Annotated in this window: 14 protein-coding genes; 2 read left to right on the top strand and 12 right to left on the bottom strand. The window is 71.9% G+C overall.

Going from position 1 to position 16,826, the window contains the following annotated elements; translation table 11 throughout:
- Positions 1–14: 14 nt before the first annotated feature.
- The 11 genes from D1369_RS28165 to D1369_RS28215 all read right to left on the bottom strand — a co-directional run bounded on the left by D1369_RS28165 (position 15) and on the right by D1369_RS28215 (position 13,042).
- On the bottom strand, positions 15–887 hold the full coding sequence (locus tag D1369_RS28165) for a hypothetical protein (RefSeq protein WP_007381810.1): 873 nt from the start codon (positions 885–887) through the stop codon (positions 15–17).
- 274 nt (positions 888–1,161) lie between these two features.
- Complete coding sequence (locus tag D1369_RS28170; RefSeq protein WP_161263270.1) at positions 1,162–1,749, bottom strand: hypothetical protein; 588 nt, start codon at positions 1,747–1,749, stop codon at positions 1,162–1,164.
- On the bottom strand, positions 1,724–2,557 hold the full coding sequence (locus tag D1369_RS28175) for an FkbM family methyltransferase (RefSeq protein ID WP_118082665.1): 834 nt from the start codon (positions 2,555–2,557) through the stop codon (positions 1,724–1,726). The genes D1369_RS28170 and D1369_RS28175 overlap by 26 nt, the downstream gene beginning before the upstream one ends.
- Positions 2,554–2,763: a Trm112 family protein gene (locus tag D1369_RS28180; protein WP_007381807.1), complete on the bottom strand. Its 210-nt coding sequence runs from the start codon at positions 2,761–2,763 to the stop codon at positions 2,554–2,556. Before D1369_RS28180 ends, D1369_RS28175 begins: the two co-directional genes overlap by 4 nt.
- Entirely contained in the window at positions 2,760–3,665 is a 906-nt protein-coding gene (locus D1369_RS28185) for a hypothetical protein (protein ID WP_007381806.1), read from the bottom strand. The genes D1369_RS28180 and D1369_RS28185 overlap by 4 nt, the downstream gene beginning before the upstream one ends.
- A 24-nt stretch (positions 3,666–3,689) precedes the next feature.
- Positions 3,690–4,427: a class I SAM-dependent methyltransferase gene (locus tag D1369_RS28190; RefSeq protein WP_007381805.1), complete on the bottom strand. Its 738-nt coding sequence runs from the start codon at positions 4,425–4,427 to the stop codon at positions 3,690–3,692.
- On the bottom strand, positions 4,424–5,788 hold the full coding sequence (locus D1369_RS28195; protein WP_007381804.1) for a hypothetical protein: 1,365 nt from the start codon (positions 5,786–5,788) through the stop codon (positions 4,424–4,426). The genes D1369_RS28190 and D1369_RS28195 overlap by 4 nt, the downstream gene beginning before the upstream one ends.
- The gene (locus tag D1369_RS28200) at positions 5,785–9,936 is read right to left on the bottom strand and encodes a DUF3367 domain-containing protein (RefSeq protein ID WP_007381803.1); all 4,152 of its coding nucleotides are present in this window, start codon (positions 9,934–9,936) and stop codon (positions 5,785–5,787) included. Before D1369_RS28200 ends, D1369_RS28195 begins: the two co-directional genes overlap by 4 nt.
- The gene (locus D1369_RS28205; RefSeq protein WP_037899882.1) at positions 9,933–10,658 is read right to left on the bottom strand and encodes a class I SAM-dependent methyltransferase; all 726 of its coding nucleotides are present in this window, start codon (positions 10,656–10,658) and stop codon (positions 9,933–9,935) included. The genes D1369_RS28200 and D1369_RS28205 overlap by 4 nt, the downstream gene beginning before the upstream one ends.
- A 20-nt stretch (positions 10,659–10,678) precedes the next feature.
- Positions 10,679–11,860, bottom strand: a complete 1,182-nt coding sequence (locus D1369_RS28210; RefSeq protein ID WP_118082666.1) for a glycosyltransferase family 4 protein — start codon at positions 11,858–11,860, stop codon at positions 10,679–10,681.
- 192 nt (positions 11,861–12,052) lie between these two features.
- On the bottom strand, positions 12,053–13,042 hold the full coding sequence (locus D1369_RS28215) for a DUF3068 domain-containing protein (RefSeq protein WP_007381801.1): 990 nt from the start codon (positions 13,040–13,042) through the stop codon (positions 12,053–12,055).
- A 212-nt stretch (positions 13,043–13,254) separates the two neighbouring features.
- Here D1369_RS28215 and D1369_RS43120 point away from each other — a divergent pair, with 212 nt between their 5' ends.
- Complete coding sequence (locus D1369_RS43120; protein WP_020116177.1) at positions 13,255–13,407, top strand: hypothetical protein; 153 nt, start codon at positions 13,255–13,257, stop codon at positions 13,405–13,407.
- A gap of 3 nt (positions 13,408–13,410) precedes the next feature.
- On the top strand, positions 13,411–14,634 hold the full coding sequence (locus tag D1369_RS28220; protein WP_118082667.1) for a helix-turn-helix domain-containing protein: 1,224 nt from the start codon (positions 13,411–13,413) through the stop codon (positions 14,632–14,634).
- Positions 14,635–14,658: 24 nt separating this feature from the next.
- On the opposite strand, the gene D1369_RS28225 is transcribed toward D1369_RS28220, so the two are convergent.
- Positions 14,659–16,713: a TerD family protein gene (locus D1369_RS28225; protein ID WP_162951036.1), complete on the bottom strand. Its 2,055-nt coding sequence runs from the start codon at positions 16,711–16,713 to the stop codon at positions 14,659–14,661.
- Positions 16,714–16,826: the final 113 nt, after the last annotated feature.

Below are 16,826 nucleotides of genomic sequence, written 5' to 3' on the forward strand. Positions count from 1 at the left end.
GGAGCCTCCCCGGTCTACCGCCCGGCGGCCGCCAGCACCGCCTCCACCACCGGCCGCAGCGACCCGGGATGCAGGAACAGGAAGAGGTTCGGCTCGACCAGCTCCAGCTCCATGACCCGCGGCTGTCCGTCCTCCCCGTCGACGAGGTCCACGCGCGCGTACAGCAGCTCCGGCGCGTCCGGTACGGCTGCCAGGGCGCGCTCGGCGACGGCCTGTTCGGCCGGGGTCGGCGTCCAGGGCTCCAGTCCCGGGTGGGCGACCTTCGCCGCGTCGAAGGCCGTACCGGGCGCGAGGACGGCCCGCTTGCGGCTGGCGTGCAGCAGCCGGCCCCCGAAGAACTGCAGCGCCCGCTCACCGGCCGCGTCGATACCCCGCATGTACGGCTGCACCATCGCGGTCAGCCCCTCCGCGTGCATGCGCTCCAGCTGCCGTACCGCACTCTCGTGCTGCCCGGGCGTGTACCGCGCCGCGTAGCGCGCGCCCGCCCCGGACGTGGGCTTGACGACGTACTCGTGGTCGTCGGGCAGGTCGGCCGGGTCTCCGGGCGCGAGATAGCGCGTCGGCACCACCGGCACGCCCGCCTCCGCGAGCTCCCCTAGGTACCGCTTGTCGGTGTTCCAGCGCACGACCTCCGCCGGATTGGCGAGCCGCGTCGCCTTGCCGCACCGCTGCGCCCACGCCACGAACTCGGCGGCCCGCCAGCTGTAGTCCCAGGTCGACCGGATGACGGCCAGGTCGTAGCCGGCCCAGTCGACGTCTGCGTCGTCCCAGAACACGGCCTGCGCGTCGGCTCCGGCCTCGCGCAGCGCCGCCACCAGCACGGGCAGATCGGCGTCCTTGCTGGGCTCGGGGCGGGGGTCGTAGGTGACGAGGGCGATTCGGGGCACGGCGGGGTCCTTTCCCATACGGCTCGACCAGCAGGCTAACCACGGCGGACGCAACCGCCACAACCGCTCCCGTATCCGCACCGTGTGCGCGTTGCCGCCGACGGCCCCGAGGATCGTGGTCGACGACTTCACCCCGGCAGCGGAGTGACCGCCCGGCACGGGGGTCACGTGGACCGCCCCCGCCCCCGCTGGCTGGCACACCCCGCCCTGGACGCCGTCGAACTCCCCCTGGCGGAGGATTCGGCCACCCTGGTGGGGACGCGGCGCCGGGCGGTCAGCGCACGGTCAGTCTCTGCAGCAGCCCCCACGTGAACTCGGCCACCACCTCCCGTCGTACGCCCTCCTCGTCCGGGGCCCTGAACGCCAGGCCCCAGCGGGTCGGGGCCGTGCCCTCCAGGGGGCGGGCCGGGGGGAAGGCCCGGGCCGCCTCGTCGACCGTGCAGGACCAGGGGGTGAGGTCGGCGAGTGTGTGCAGGCCGGGGCCCTTGGCTCCCGGGGCGCGGATCAGCCACTCGTTCCAGACCGCGCCGGCCGGGGACAGGAGGACCTCGAAGCGGAGGTCGGGCCAGAGCGGGACGGGCCAGAGCCAGGCCTCGCACTCCAGGTCGCCCACCTTGCGGGTCAGGACCGTCTCCGGGACGCCGAGGACCGAGCGGTACCGGGACGCGGCGGCGCGGGCCCGAGGCGAGCGGACCATCGCCTGCCAGCGCTTGTTGGCCTCGCGCATGTCCGCGATCGAGGCGCCCAGGGTGCGTCTGGCGCCCTCCACCAGGTCGGGGTTGTGGTCGGCCATGCGGCGCAGCAGGACCAGCTGGAAGTCCTGGACGGTGAAGGGGCTAGCCGGGGGCTTTCCGGAGGACATGGTCACCATCGTCCCCCACAGCACTGACACCGGGCCGGCGCCCGTCGGGCAGGAACAGCACCGAGTTGATGTACCGCGGGCGCCGGAGGAAGGGCAGGACACGGCGGAGCAGGCCCTGGCTGACGACGTACGAGGCCGTCTCCTGGTGGGCCTCCAGGGGGAAGCCGGACAGCGGGACCCAGGTGGCGCGGGGCAGCACCCAGCCGTCGTAGCCGAGGAGGGACAAGTACGTCACCACCGGGGCGATCGGCTGGATCCGGGACTCCAGCTCGACGAAGAGCGCGGGCCGGTCGCGCGCGAGGATTCCCGTCGCCCCGCGCAGCACCGCCAGCTCGCTCCCGTCCACGTCGATCTTGATGAAACCGACGTCTTTCAGGCCCAGTTCGTCCAGCGTGACGCAGCGGACGTCCAGCGCGCGGCCGTGGATGTCACGCCGGACCAGGGAGGACACCCCGCGGTCGCCCTCGTCGCCGGGCGGCAGCCACAGCCGGGCAATCCCCGGGCGGTCGGTGGCGGCGGCCTGGACGACCTGGACGTTCGCCGGGGCCGCCGAGGTCAGCAGCCGGGCCAGATGGGGGACCGGCTCGACGGTCACCACGCGCCGCGCCCGCCCGGCCAGCCGCCGCGTCCACGGCCCGTACCAGCCGCCCACGTCCACCGCCGTCCGGCAGTCCGCCGGGCACAGCTCGGCCAGCCGCGCCAGCTCCGGCTCGAAGCGCGGGTACACGGCCCGGGCCGCCGCCGCGACGAGGCGGGTGGGCAGATGGGGGGCCACTCTCGCCGCCCAGGTGCGCGCCGGTCCGGTCATGGGGTCATCCGTTTCAGGAGGTCCTCGTGCTCGTCGTCCGTCACCTGCTCACCGGAGGACGGCAGCAGCTGCGGGATGCCGTCGACGATCGGGTAACGGCGGTGCAGCCGGGGGTTGTAGAGGGCCTCGTCCGGCGGTACGAGGTGCAGGGGGCCCTTGTCGAGCGGGCAGGCCAGGATCTGCAGCAGCGGGTCGTCGGGGTTCATGGGGGCGTCAACTCCTTGGCACCGATGGCGGGTTGGGGCGCCGGATCATGCTTGGGCATGCTGAGCAGTACGGCGACCGCGAGCACCGTGCCCGCGAGGCGCAGCGCGAGCCGCAGCGGATCGTGGGGCAGGGACTCACCGAACGAGAGCGTGCCGAGCACCGCGGTGTACAGACAGGTCACCGTCGTGCACACCGGCACGATCAGCGAGGCCCGGCAGCGCTGCAGCGCTGCCTGCGACATCACCAGACCGAACGCTCCGGTGAACAACAGGAGATACGGATACGGAGAGCCCAACAGCTCAACTACCGCGCCACCAAGCCCACTTGACGTCAGGCAACTCGACACGCCCTTGATCGCGAGCGAACTGACCCCGTACAGCAGACCCACCGCCACGCCGTACTCGACGCCGGTCGTCGGCATCCGGTGCCGGTGTCGGGTGCGCCGCTCGGCGGACCCGTACAGCCACACGCCCGCCGCCAGCGACGGCACGGTCACCAGCAGGATCAGCTGGTACGGGGCGTCCCGGCTGACCCGGTCCGAGCCCTCCTTCAGGGACAGCACCACCATGAGGAGCGCGGCGAGGATGGCGCCCAGCGCATACCGTTCCCGGCCGGTCGTCTCCTCGCCCAGCAGCCGCGCCGACAGCAGCACCAGCAGCACGAGACCGGAGACGAAGATGCCCTGCGCGGCCGCGATCGGCAGCGTCCGGTACACCGCGAGCTGCGCCCCGAACCCGGCGGCCAGTGAGAGCGAGCCGCCGATCCAGAGCGGACTTCTGAGCACCAGCCCGAGCAGCCGCGCCGGTTGCCGGATCGACACCTCCGGCAGGGCGGTCAACGCCCTTTTCTCCAGCACGAATCCGACGCTGTACAGGGTGTTCGCCAACAGAGCCGCCGCCACTCCCCACCACATGGTCCCCGCCCCCTAGGTCTTGCGCGCGTGCAGCAGCAGGATCGACGCGAGCGAGGGTCTGGCACACGCGAGGCGGTCCAGTGCGCGCAGCGGACGCGGCACACCGTGGAAGGGAGCCCCCTCCAGCCGTACGACCTCGAAGCCGGCCGCCGCGACGAACTCCCGCAGCGCACGCGCCGTGTACAGCCGCAGATGCCCCACGACCTCCCGCCCCGGCCGCCCGTGGATCGCCCGCAGACTCACCTCGGAGAACACCGGCTGGACGCCGGCCAGCAGCAGGCCGCGGTTGTACCAGGCGGCCAGGTTCGGCGTGGACAGCATGAGATGGCCTCCCGGGCGAAGGATGCGACGGATCTCGTCCAGCGCGGCGTCGGGGTCGACGAGATGCTCGACGACCTCGCTGAACAGCACGGCGTCGACGGAGGAGTCCTTGAACGGCAGCCCCGTGCCGCCGAGTTCACCGCGGATGGCGTACGACAGTCTGGCGCGGGCGCGCTGGAGGGCGTCCTGGGACCAGTCGACGCCGACGATGCGGTGACCGGTGAGGAGCGGGGCGGCGGTGGCGGCCGCGGAGCCGTCGCCGCAGCCGATGTCCAGGACGGTACGCGGGGCCGTTCCGGCGGTGCCGAGGGCCGCGGCCAGCATGCGGGCCTGGCGCAGGGAGCGGGGTGTGCCGGAGGCGACCGGGACGGCCGGGTCCTCGTAGAAGTCCCTGAGGCTGCCGCGGCGCGGGGGTGCGGTGGTGTTCACGGGGCCACCTCCGTGGTGTGCAGGTAGTGCTCGAACAGGTCCCGCAGATGGGCACCGTCGCCGTGCCCGAGCAGGGCCCGCGACCAGCGCAGGGCGAGGTGCAGGCGGCCCGCGGTCGAGGCGGTCGTGACCGTGAGGCCGCGGGGCATCCGCGCGGGCGCCGAGAACCACACGGCGTGCGCCCGGCCCGCCTCCTCCCCGAAGTCCAAGGGGTACGGGATGCGGCCGATGTTGCTGAGCAGGGTGGTGGAGGTCCAGGGGGCCGCCGCCCTGCGCAGGCCGCGGGTGAGGGCGGCGCGCCAGGCGACCGGGGTCACCGGTGCCGTGAGGAGGCTTGCGCCGTGGCCGAGTTGGGGTCGAGAGAGGGATTTCAGCGCACGGGTCCGCTGCGCGGTGCGGCTCAGGAACTCGGGCATGTCGGTCGGGTCGTGCGGCAACTCCTCGGCCGAGAAAGGGACTTCGACCAGACGGGTGCCGTTGCCTATCGGCATGGTCGTGTCTCTCGGACGGTCGTCCACGGGCATGGTGATGCGCAGGGGGCGGGGGGTTTGTCCGTGCTCCCTGTTCCAGTGGGCGATCGTCAGGGCCGTGGCGACCATGAGCTGGTCGTTGACCGTGTAGGGGGAGCCCTTGGGGCGGTGGGGGAGGGGGAGTTCGGTGACGAGGAGGCCGTTGCCGGGGGAGTTCTCGGGCGTGCCTTGCGCTACGCGGGCCGGGCGGGTCCAGTTGGACGGGGCGTCCGTTGTTTGTGGGGGATCCGGGGGGCGGATGGGCGCCGGGGTGGGGGAGTTGTCCCTGCCGCCGTAGATCTCCGCCGCTGTGGCGAGGATGCGGAGGCAGGCGGGGCCGTCCAGGGCTGTGTGGTTGATGGTGAGGAAGAGGACGGTCGTTTGTCGGGTGCGGGGCAGTGGGGGCTTGTCGCGCAGTTCCCCGCGCCCCCAAGCAGGTGGGTGCAGTCCGACCATGTCTGTGGCCTCGCTGCCCTCTGCCGGCCCTGCCCCCTCCACCACCTCCAGTCGGATCGGCGGGGACAGGGACAGAGGAGGCGCCTCCTCCAACGCCCTCGTCCTCGCATCCCGCAGGGCATTGCGCCCCGCCTCCGGAAAGCTCACCACCTCCACGTCCGGCTCCGTCGTCAGCTCCCACTCGTAGCGGCGGCGGTACCGACCCCCCGGGGCCTCCCGCATCAGGATCCGCGGGTGCCGGTGCAGGGCCTCCAGGAACGCCTTCCGGAGCCGTGACCGGTCCAACCGTCCCGGCAGGTGCACCTCGATGTGGACCGTCTCCGGTTCCTCCTCCTGGAGGCAGTGGCGGGAGACCTCGTCGACCACTGGGAACGGGATGCGCGTCGATGGGGTCATTCCGGTTCCGTCCTCCCCTTGCTCACCTCGGGCTCGGGCTCACGCACGCTCACCAGCGCCGCGAACAAAGCGATCAGCGCCAGCAGTTGGGCCACGTGCCCGAAGGCCCCGTGCGACGCGCCCACCGGTTCACCCGCCCCCACCGCCGCGGCGATCCCCGCCCCCGCGAGGGCCACGAACGCGATCGGCACCAGCAGACCGTGCCGCCTGGACGCGAGCAGCGCCAGTGCCGGGACCAGCAGGGCGAACCATCCGGCGATCACCACGCCCACCAGGGTGAGCGCCACCACCCCGAGCCACACCCCCGGCGCCGGAGGCGCCGGCTGCGGTGCGTCGGGGTTCGGGGAGCGCCTGCGCCACAGCACCAGGCCCACCAGTACCGCCAGGGCGATCCCGCTGCCGATCAGCGCGCCGTCGTACGTCGTCGCGGGCTCGTACGACAGCTTCACCGTGCCGCCGGCCCCCGCGGGGACGCGCCAGCCCTGCTGCCAGCCGTCGAGCCGCAGCGGGGAGAGCGACTTGCCGTTCAGCGTGGCCTTCCAGCCGTCGTTGTAGTTCTCGTACGTCGTGAGGTACGAGGCGGCGCCCGACCCCACGGTCACCTCGCGCCGGTCGCCCAGCCAGTCCCGTATCCGCAACTCCCGGGTGAGGGAGGTGGGTTCGGCGACCGTGCCGCGGGTGAGGGTGATGTCGGTCAGGGCGAGCGGCCCGGCGTCGCCGCCCTCGACGACGTGCTCACCGGACGGGAGGGACAACTCGGCGTCCGAACGGCTCGACTGACAGAGCGTCACCTTCAGCTCCCGCCGGTCGGTCAGGTCGCGGATCAGTCCCGACACGCCCGTCTGGTACAGCTTCCCGTCGATCGCCAGCACCGGGCCCTTGCCGCACGGCAGGGAGAACTTCCGGTCGGCCTTCGGCTGCGGGGTCCGGTACTGGTCGAGGGCCGGGAGGTAGGCCTCCGTCAGCCCCACCGGGAGCTGGAGGTCCTCGTCGGCGACCGGGTTGTGCAGGACCAGCGGGGCCGTCCTGGTGATCGTGATGTCGAGGCGGTCGGTCGTGATCGCGGGGAAGCGCACCGCGCCGTTCTCGTCGACCCCGGCGACCGTCGCCCCGTCGGGCGAGGTGATGTCCACCTCGGTGGGACGGGTGGAGAGGCCGCCCGCGGGCGCCAGCACGATCTCCGAGATGGGCTGCTTGCCGTTCCAGCTCAGGTGGATCGTGGGGCGGTCGCCCGCGATCCAGGCGGTCGTGAGGTCGCCGTCGGTGAGGTTGCGGGCGGACAGCCCGGTGCCCAGGGTCGCCGTGGAGTCGGCGGTCGCGGTGATGCGGTTGCGCTGGTCGGGGGCGACCTCGTACAGCAGCCTGTCGAGCTCCTCCCCGCTCACCGGCACCGCGCTCGCCCGCACCGAGTACGTTCCCGAGGCGTCCGTGGTGAAGCGGCGGTGCAGGCCGGCCTCGGTGCCGGTCGGGGAGATCCCGGCCGGGTCGGGGACCCGGTGCAGGGAGACCACCTCGGCTGCCGAGTCCGCGCCGTCGGCGTCGGTCGGCACCCGCAGCAGCCGGGTCACCTGCACGTCCGGCAGGGCGATCTCGGAGAACCCGGCCCCGGCGAGCCCGGTCCGTCGCGCGACCGAGTCGACGATGGTGAGCTTCATCCAACCCGTCGCCCCGGGCGGGGCCTTGATGCTCTGGGTCGACCCGTCGGCCCGCAGGAAGCTGGTCCGCGACCCCCGCTCCGTCTCCACCCGCACCTTGGTCGCCGCCGACCGCACGCTCTCCTGCGGCAACGGCGTGACCTTGAACGACGAGGGCATGTCGTACGCGGGGTCGGACAGCCCGATCCGCAGCCACTGCCCGTCCGGCGAGCCCGCGACGCCCTCCGCCCAGGCGGTGTCCGGGTTGCCGTCGAAGGCGTTGACCGGGTCGAACTGCGGAAGGTGGAACAACCAGTTGCCGTACGAGGACGCCGTCACCGAGCGGGCGCCGCGCAGTTCCGCCACCGTCTGGTGTGCCTGGCCCGTCGTCGGCAGGATCTGGTGCGGTTTCTCCCCGGCGTCCTGGGCGGCCCCGGAGGCGTTGCGCTCGTCGCTGGTGTACGTGTACGAGGTGTTCGCGTTGACGAGCCCGAAGCGGGTGTCCGCGCGCCGCAGTCCGTCACCGACGATCTGGAGCGGCGGGGTGCCGAGCCCGGGGTGGTTGTCACCAGTCAACACCGTTGCCCTGCCCCGCAGTTCGGTGGCCAGCGGGAGCAGTGACTCGGGACCGCCGGACACCTGCGCGGTGTCGGCGACCGGCAGCAGGCCGGCCTGTCCGGGCCGGGGCACGTCCTTGTTCGCCGGACGGTAGATCTCCACCGCCCGCTGCCTCGGGTACAGCCCCTCGATCTGGAGCGGGGTGTCGTTCGCGATCGTCCCGCCCGTCATGAGGGGCCCGAGGCCCGTCACCCGCTCGTAGCCGGACTGTTCGAGGGCCCGCTTGACCACCGAGGACGACACGCTGCCGATCTGGTCGGGGTCGAGGTCGTTGCGGACGACGACGTAGTAGACCCCGGCCCGGCTCAGGTAGTCCGCGAGGCCCGGGATCTCGCCGCCGGTCATCAGTGCCTGCTCGACCGCGTCCGTCGCGCGCCGGTTGCCGGGGGTGCCGAAGGGGACGTAGTCCCGCTGCGCCCAGCGGGACTCGGCGAGGACGTCGAGGGGCTGGTCGATGGGGGAACCCCAGGTGTAGATGCCGTGCGCGGTCGCGGGGACGACCAGGGCGCGCGAGTCGGGGGAGTACTTCTCCAGCCAGTCGGCCGTGGTGTGCCAGTACTTGGGCAGCTCCTGGAAGGAACCCGGGTTCAGGATCGAGCCGTTGAGATACGGCCACATCAGCCCGGGCAGGACCAGGAGGGCCGCGATCAGCGGGGCGTACCGGCGGCCCCTGATCTCTCTCGCCCCGCGCGGTTCGGCGGCCACGCCCACCAGATGGGCGAGACCGAGGACCAGGGCGAGCGCGAGCCCCGGCTGGAACTTGTAGATGTTGCGGAAGGGGGCGAGGCCGCCGTTCAGCCAGTCCTGCACCAGCCCGTGGAAGGGGGCGCCGAACGCGCCGCCGTACCCCGCGAGCAGCACCAGGACGGCCGTCAGCACGGTCAGCACCAGCCACCGCCGCTCCGGCATGTCCCGGCGCGCCAGGCCCGCGAGGCCGAGCCCGGCCGCGAACGCCGAGCAGAGGATCACGATCACCGAGGAGGCCACGGTCCAGCCGGCCGGCAGCCACGCCTCACCCAGATGCAGATAGGCGACCCAGTTCCCGGCCCCGCGCAGGGCCTCCGTCGCCGACATCGTCTCGGTCGTGGTCCGCGCGCTCTCGACGTACGGCAGGAAGTTCTCGCCGTAGAGGCCGAGCAGCAGCAGCGGGATCACCCACCAGGCGGTCGCCAGGATCACGCCCGGCACCCACCAGACGATCAGCTTGCGCTGCCGTGGTCCGGGCGGCCGGGAGAGCAGATACAGCCCGACCGGGAGCAGACAGGCCAGAGTCGAGGCAGCGTTCACCCCGCCCATGAACGGGACGAGCAGCGCCGAGCGCAGGGCGGCGATCCGGGCGCTGAGGCGCTCGTTCGTCAGCGGCAGCAGCACCCAGGGCAGGAAGGCGCCGGGCAGCGCGGCGGCGGAGGTCGAGCCGACGACGATGGTGAAGGTCGGCCACAGCGCGTACGCGACGGCGGCGAGCAGCCTTCCAGGACCGTTGCCGATGCGCAGCCGCTCGGCCAGCCGCAGCGCACCCCAGAAGGCGACCGACACGATCAGCGAGAGCCACAGCCGCTCCACCAGCCACACCGGCAACTGGAAGGCGTGGCCCAGCCAGTAGAACGGCAGCATCGGCCACAGATAGCCGACGTACTGGTCCTGGATGCCGCCGAAGGACCCCTGGTCGTGCCACAGCTGCCCGAGGTCGGCGAGGAACCGCCCGGGATCCGTGGTGACGCCCAGCTTGGTGTCGAAGGTCTGCCGGCCCGGGTGCACCACCAGGAACAGCACGAAGACCACGGCCCAGAACCCCAGCAGCCAGCTCCGCGACCGCGGACCCTCGGGAGGACCCGGCATGACCGCGGTGCCGGGGACGGCTGCCGGAGGAGGGGCCTGGACCGTGGACGTCGTCATGGTGGACACCGCCGGAGGATGAGGAGGAGGTTCCAAGTGGCGATCTCGCGGAGGCCGGGAGCCCGTACGACGGTCTCCGCGAGGAAGGGCCAGTAGCGGGAGCGCGCCGAGACGACCGTGATGTCGTCGCGGGCACGCACCTGCCGCAGGGTCGGGCCGATGTGCACGGCGAACAGGTTCTCGCCGAGCGTGTGCTTGGGGGCCCTTCCGGTACGGCGCCGATAGCGGGCGCGGGCCCGCTCGGCTCCCAGGTAGTGCCAGGGCGCCCACTCGTGACCGCCCCACGGGGACAGCCAGTTGGTGAACGACACGTAGATCAGCCCGCCGGGCCGGGTCACCCGGACCAGCTCGCTGAGGAAGATCTCCGGATCGGCCACGTGCTCGAGGACGTTGGAGGAGAAGGTGACGTCGGCGGCCGCGTCCCGCAGGGGGAGCAGGTAGCCGTCGGCGATCACCGTGGAGTCGGGCGGTTTCTCGCCCAGCTCACGCACGTCCGGCTCGAAGAGGAACGCGTCGGCGCCGCGCCGCCGGAACTCCTCGGTGAAGTACCCGCTCCCGCCGCCGACGTCCACGACGGTACGGCCGGCGACGGGACCGTCGTAGGCCTCAACCTGGTCCACGGCGTCGCGGGCGAGCAGCGCGTAGCAGGACTCGGGGTCGTCCTGCTCCCGCAGGAAGGCCCGGAAGAGCGCGAGCGAACGCCGGAGGGAGGGATCCTTCATCCGATTCGCCCGGGGCCGCGTCACGGTCCCCAGCCCCTCACCGCCTCGGCGGCCACGGCCCGGAACTGTCTGACCGTCCGGTGCCAGCGATACCGGGCCGCCCGGTCCTGAGCGGCCTTGCCCATCAGCTCACGGCGGTGTCCCGACAGGGTGAGCGTGCACCAGGCGGCGGCGAACGAGGACTCGCCCTGCGCGAGGACACCCGTCTCCCCGTCCTCGACGGAATCCCGTAGGCCGGGCACGTCGAAGGCGATGGTCGGCGTCTTGCGGGTCGCGGCCTCGGTCACCACAAGACCCCACCCCTCCACGGCCGAGGGATGGAGCAGCAGCCACGCCTCGCACAGCAGCCGGTGCTTCTCGGCCTCGGTGACATGGCCGGTGAACTCCACGCCGGGACCAGCGAGTTGCTCCAGCCGGGAGCGCTCGGGGCCGTCCCCGACGATCACGAGTCGGCCTCCGGTCACCGGTCGCACCCGCTCCCAGAGTCTCAGCAGCAGGTCTATGCGCTTGTACTCGACAAGCCGGCCCACGGCCAAGAAGAGCGGTTCCGGGGAGCGGCGAACCAGGGGTTCCGGTTCCTCGACCCCGTTGTGCACGACCCGGATGCGGTCCCGCTCGACCCCGATCGCCCGCAGGGCCTGCGCTGTCGAGGGAGACACGGCGACCAGCAGACTCCGGTGCCGGGCCGCCGCACCGGCCAGCGCCCAGTGTTCGAGTCTTCGGCCGATCCGGGCGGCCGGGGCCAGCGGGCCGCCGAACCGCATCTTCCACAGGTCGGTGTGCACATGGTTGACCAGGCACAGGGTGGGGCCGTGGTGCCACAGAGGGGCGAGGTACGGCATGCCGTTGCAGACTTCGACCAGCAGGTCGGTCTCGCCGACCTGGCGGGCGAAGGCCGTTCGGGCGCGCAGGTAGTGGCCGAACTCGCCGCCCGCCGACACGACGCGGTAGTCCCGGTAGGAGGCCGGGCCGCCGCACAGCAGGGTCACCTGGTGGCCGAGCCGGGTCAGTCCGTCGGCGAGCCGGTCGACGAGGAGCTCGGAGCCGCCGGCGGCCGGATTGTCGAGGTCACGGTGGGCGAGAAAAACGATTCGGCGCGGGGGTGGGGGGAGCGTCGAGGGGTGGTGCGGTCCGTGCGATGAGGGTTGCCACTGCGACGCCTGGGGAGACGTGCGCAGCGGGTGGGGCACGTGCTGGGGCATGGGTGCTCCAACTCGTCTCAGGGTGCGGAACTCAGCGGTGTGTTTCCGGCTGTTGTGGGGGGACTGAGTGCTTCCTAGGAGGAGGGTGTGGACGGGTTGTGCTCGGGTGGGGTGGCACAGTTTTCGCCCACCGGTACGCCGTGGCTACTCACGCACGTGACAATTTCCGGGCTTATTAGAGCTGACGTCCAGTCACATCGTGAGGACGGGCTGGGGCGTACCGCTCATATCGGTGGACTCGGGGCGCCTGCGTCCCCGTACCACCAAAACGCCCCCCACGGCAGCCAGCACGAATCCAGCCACAGCCGCCCCGATCGGCAACGTCTCGCCCACCGCTCGCAGTTGGCCGCTGTCCCGCTTCGCGAGTCGTACGGCGTCCTTCTGGGTCGCGGTGGTGAACGCGATCTTTTTGCTGTCGAGCAGCACGACTGCGTCCTTCTTCGCCCCGGGCGCCCGCAGGGTGCGCTTGGGGCCCACCTGTGCGTAGACCACCCGGCCGGTGCACTGGTCGACGACCAGCTCGATGCCGTGGTTGGAGTACCACTCCTCGGCCAGCACCTGCGGCCGGCCGGGCTCGTCCACGATCGTGCCCGGCACCAGCCGTGTCCCGACCTTCGCCGGGGCGACCGTGCCGGTGAACCGGTAACCCGTGTACCCCTGAACCTTCTTCGTACCCTGGTAACGCAACGTCACCGTCGAACCCAGGGAGTTGTCCCACCACTGGTAGGAGCGTCGCTGCACGTCGAAGGGGAACTTCAGATAGGCCTCGCCCTCGATGTACGGCTTCTCGCCGCAGCAGTGCACCGGCTTGGTGGTCTTGCGGTCCATGACCCAGCGGTGCGGGACGAACTCCAGCGCGTCGTGCGGGTCGGCGGCCGGCAGCGACTTGTCGGTGTCGACGGTGGTGGTGACGTCCCACACCGCGGCCCGGCCGCTGCGCTCACTGTCCTCGACGTCGCCGCGCACTCGCTGGGTGACGGTGATCCGCTGGTCGGGGACGGTCTTCACCTGTTCGGTGTCGAAGACGCTGCCCGTGCCGCGGTAGACGGCGGTCTGGTCGATGTTGATCGGATTCACGGCTGCCCGTGGGGCCACGTACCACGCGAGCAGGGGCGCCAGTACCAGCAAAAACGTGCCGAGTCCCAGCAGAATCAGGGAGATTGGAGAGGCTGTACGGCGCATCCGGACACTCCAGGGGCGTGAGATGACGGAGTTCGGGCCGCTCTATGGGCCGGAGACCGTAGGCGTATCGGCACGGGGTGTCAACGGGGTGCCGATGTCTTGACGGACTGTCAAGGTGATGTCGACACTGGGTCGACAGGCAGGGTGGGTACCGGGCTTGGATGCTGGGGTGGGACACCGGACCGAGCCGCTCGAGAGAGGCTGCCCCTGCGATGTCCAGACTGCTCGCCGCCGCACTGACCGTCGTGGTCGCCGCCCTGCTCGCCCTCGGTGCCGCGCTCGGCATCGTCGCGCTCCTGGAGGCGACGCCCGAGCAGCCCAACACCCCCTTGATCACCTATGAGCAGACGGATCAGGGGAGTTGACCCGTGGCCGCCCGCCCGGCAACAGTGAACGCCCGCTCGGCCTGGCATGACGTCCCGCGCCTCCAGGTCCGTCGTTTCGCGGCCATCGCCATGTCCGAGGCGCCGGCCCTCGCGGAGGAGATCCTGCGCGAGATCCGCCGCGAGTACCCCCATCTGCCGGTCGTCCTGGACGACTCCGGCGAACCGATGGCCCTGGTCGGCATCCGCCGCGCGATCGAGGTCTTCGTCCAGCACCTGGAAACGGCGGAGGGCCGCCCGACCGTCCCGCCCGGCGTCTTCCAGGAGTTCGGCAGAGGCGAGGGCCTGAACGGTCGCAGCCTCGACTCCCTCCAGGCGATCTACCGCATGGGCGTACGCCTGGCCTGGCGCCGTTTCGCCGACATCGGCCAGCGCGTGGAGATCCCGCCGCCCGCGATGTACGAGCTGGTGGACGCGGGCTACGAGTACCTGGACGGCCTGGTCGACCAGTCGGTCCGGGGCTACGCCGAGGCCGCGGCCCGCCAGGCGGGCGAGCGGTTGCGCCTCCAGCGCCGCCTGATGGAGTTACTGCTGGCCGAACGCCACCGGGGCGATCCGGCGGACGCGCTGACGGAACGCGCGGCCCGCATCGGCTGGCCCCTCCCGAAGAAGGTGGCGGTCGGCGTCCTGCTCCGCCCGGCCCGCGAGGCGGTACCCCCCGCGGTGGGCCAGGGAGTCCTCCTGGACATGGACTACGAACAGCCCCGCATGGTCGTCCCGGAACCGGACGCGGCGGGCCGCCCCGAACTCCTGCACCGGGCCCTGACCGGCTGGGCGGGCGCGATCGGCCCCCCGGTCCCCCTCGCCGACGCGGCCAAGTCCCTCCGCTGGGCCGAGGCCGCCGTACGCCTCATGGAACGCGACCTGCTCCCCGCCGGAGACGTGCTGTACTGCACCGAACACACCGAGGCCCTGGTCCTGCTCCAGCCCGAGGAACTGATCGACGACCTGGCCCGGCGCTGCCTGGCCCCCCTGCGCCACTGCGGCCCCACCCACGGCCGCCGCCTCGCCGAAACCCTGCTCGCCTGGCTGGAGACACGCGGCGGGGCCCCGGAGGTGGCCGCCCGCCTCGGCGTCCACCCCCAGACCGTCCGCTACCGCCTCCGCCAGATCCGCGAACTGTGGGGCGACGAGATCGACAACCCGGACCGCCGCTTCGAACTGGAGCTGGTGCTGCGGGCGCGGCGGTTGCGGGGCGAGCTGACGTGAGGGGCGGACCGCCGCCCCGGGGCCTCACACCCGGGCCCTTTCCCTCGCCCCCGTCCGCCGGGCCGCGGGAGCGTCCAGGTGGACCATCACCGTGGAGTGGAAGCGGTGCACGGCGTCGTCGACGCTGCGGATGAAGCTGGACTCGGCGTTGCCGCGGCTGTTCCCCATGTTCTTGAAGAGGGACAGACGGAAACCGGTGATGGCCCCACCCCCCTTCGGCAGCATGTCCGCCGGTTCGGGGCGCAGCCGCTCCAGCGTGCCCCGGGGGCCTCCCGTCCCGCCCTCCAGCAGGGTTTCGACATGCAGGTCCGCCGGTGCCTCGGCGAGACGGCGGACCAGACGCTTGACCCAGCTCAGGGGATAGCCCTGCTCGGGCGCGGGGAACTCGATCGAGGTGCGCAGCCTGCCGGTGCGCAGATCGGCGCCGATCGTGAGCAGGCCAGGTGCCTGCTCCACGCGAAGCTCCGCCTGAAGCCGGCCTTCCACACAGAGCCGGTCGGCGAGCTGCATCCGGCGGGCCTCAGGGTCGGTGCCGCGCCGGGCGCGCTGGGCGGGCAGCACCTTCTGCCCGAGTTCGCCGCCGAGCCTGAGGCACACCTGACGGACCAGCCGCTCCCAGCTCTCGACCACTTCGAGGGCGCGCGGGTCGCCCTGGCACAGGGTCTCGTCGCTGATGCCGTTACGCACCGGCACCCAGGCCGAGCCCATGTTCTGGAAACCGTGGCAACCGGAGTTCTCGTGCTGGAGATAGTGCAGCAGCTCCTGGAGCAGCCAGGTCCGCGCGGCGTTCCCGACGCCCTCGTGCCGGATCAGCATCTGCGCCTGATGGGCCACTTCTGCCCAGGACAGGTGCCACAGCGCCACCTGGTGCTTGCGCCGTCGGTCGATCCTGACGTCGACCAGGGGACTGCCCTCCAGTGCCACGTCGTTCGACAGCGTGATCACGGCCTCGTAGCCACGCCGGGCGGCGATGTCCATATAGGCCTGCACTTGGTCGGCCTTGAGGGCGTTGCCGTTGGTCTTCGTCTCGACGAGAGCCGTCCACAGCTTGCCTGCCCGCTCGATACGGATCACCCCGTCGGGGCGCCGGGGTGTGTCACCGTGCGGCAGGGAGACCTCGGTGAACGTCTCCATACGGCCCGACGGTGCCCCGAACGCGGCGGTGAGTCGTCTGCCGAACCGCGGAACCTGGGTCATCACCGACAGCAGGACCGATGTGGCGCGCATCTCCCGGTCCCGGTCGCTCTTGAGTGCGGAGACCGGAAAGAGCCTGGCGGGTTTCCAGGAGTCGTTCTCCGCGAGCGACTTCGGTGGCGTGCTGGGCGGCGCGGCCCTCTTCTTGGCGGTGCGGGGCCGGGCAGCCGGTTTGGGTGCTCCGGCCTCGTCGGCGGACCGGCGGGGAGCCGGAACGGCGTCCAGCGCGCCCGACGGATCCGGCTCCGGAGCCGTGCCTGGCGGCACTCCGACCGGCCGGCCGTTCACAGCCGGTTCCGCAGCGGCCGTGACCGCCATGTCGTCCACGACCTCGACGGCCGTCTCCGCGTCGTCGTCGACGTCCACCCCGAAGTCCGTGGCAAGGCCCGCCAGCCCCGAGTCGTACCCCTGGCCGACGGCGCGGAACTTCCATTCGTCGCCGCGCCGGTACAGCTCGCCGAAGATGATCGCGCTGACCGTTCCGGCGTCGCCGACGGTGAAGCGCAGGAGGGTTTCGCCGACCGCGTCGGAGAGGGTGACGCGGAGGTCGTCCAGCTCGCCGAAGTGGGCGCCTTCGTAGCGGCTCGCGGCCACCACCATGCGGTCGACCTCGGGTGGGACCGCGGTCAGGTCGAAACCGATCCGGTCTTCGTTCCCGTCCTCGGTGGGTGTCTTGTCCAGCAGCTGCACGCTTCCGTCGGCGGCCACCGGGTTGTTGTAGAAGTAGAAGTCGGCGTCGCTGCGGACCTTGCCGTCCTGGCCCAGCAGCAGGACGGACACATCCGCGTCGCCGTCCCCCGCCGGACTGCTCCAGCCCAGGCTCACGATCACCGAACCGGTGTTCTCGCTCAGGGCCGACAGGGCAGTGTTCGACCCCTTGGTCATTTCACGCACGAGATCCCCCCTGGATCACATCCCCCACACGCACCACGCATTGTGACGTGTCGCACACGAACACAGTAATACCGGCAGCTCGCACCCGTGTCCTTCCTGCGGAA

The sequence above is a fragment of the Streptomyces sp. CC0208 genome, from assembly GCF_003443735.1.
GTDB classification, from domain to species: domain Bacteria; phylum Actinomycetota; class Actinomycetes; order Streptomycetales; family Streptomycetaceae; genus Streptomyces; species Streptomyces sviceus.

Excerpts from the sequence above, each read along its gene's own strand:
- D1369_RS28170 (WP_161263270.1), bottom strand. The coding sequence starts at position 1,749 with ATGTCCTCCGGAAAGCCCCCGGCTAGCCCCTTCACCGTCCAGGACTTC.
- D1369_RS28175 (WP_118082665.1), bottom strand. The coding sequence starts at position 2,557 with ATGACCGGACCGGCGCGCACCTGGGCGGCGAGAGTGGCCCCCCATCTG.
- D1369_RS28180 (WP_007381807.1), bottom strand. The coding sequence starts at position 2,763 with ATGAACCCCGACGACCCGCTGCTGCAGATCCTGGCCTGCCCGCTCGAC.
- D1369_RS28195 (WP_007381804.1), bottom strand. The coding sequence starts at position 5,788 with ATGACCCCATCGACGCGCATCCCGTTCCCAGTGGTCGACGAGGTCTCC.
- D1369_RS28200 (WP_007381803.1), bottom strand. The coding sequence starts at position 9,936 with ATGACGACGTCCACGGTCCAGGCCCCTCCTCCGGCAGCCGTCCCCGGC.
- D1369_RS28205 (WP_037899882.1), bottom strand. The coding sequence starts at position 10,658 with ATGAAGGATCCCTCCCTCCGGCGTTCGCTCGCGCTCTTCCGGGCCTTC.
- D1369_RS28210 (WP_118082666.1), bottom strand. The coding sequence starts at position 11,860 with ATGCCCCAGCACGTGCCCCACCCGCTGCGCACGTCTCCCCAGGCGTCG.
- D1369_RS28215 (WP_007381801.1), bottom strand. The coding sequence starts at position 13,042 with ATGCGCCGTACAGCCTCTCCAATCTCCCTGATTCTGCTGGGACTCGGC.
- D1369_RS43120 (WP_020116177.1), top strand. The coding sequence starts at position 13,255 with ATGTCCAGACTGCTCGCCGCCGCACTGACCGTCGTGGTCGCCGCCCTG.
- D1369_RS28225 (WP_162951036.1), bottom strand. The coding sequence starts at position 16,713 with ATGACCAAGGGGTCGAACACTGCCCTGTCGGCCCTGAGCGAGAACACC.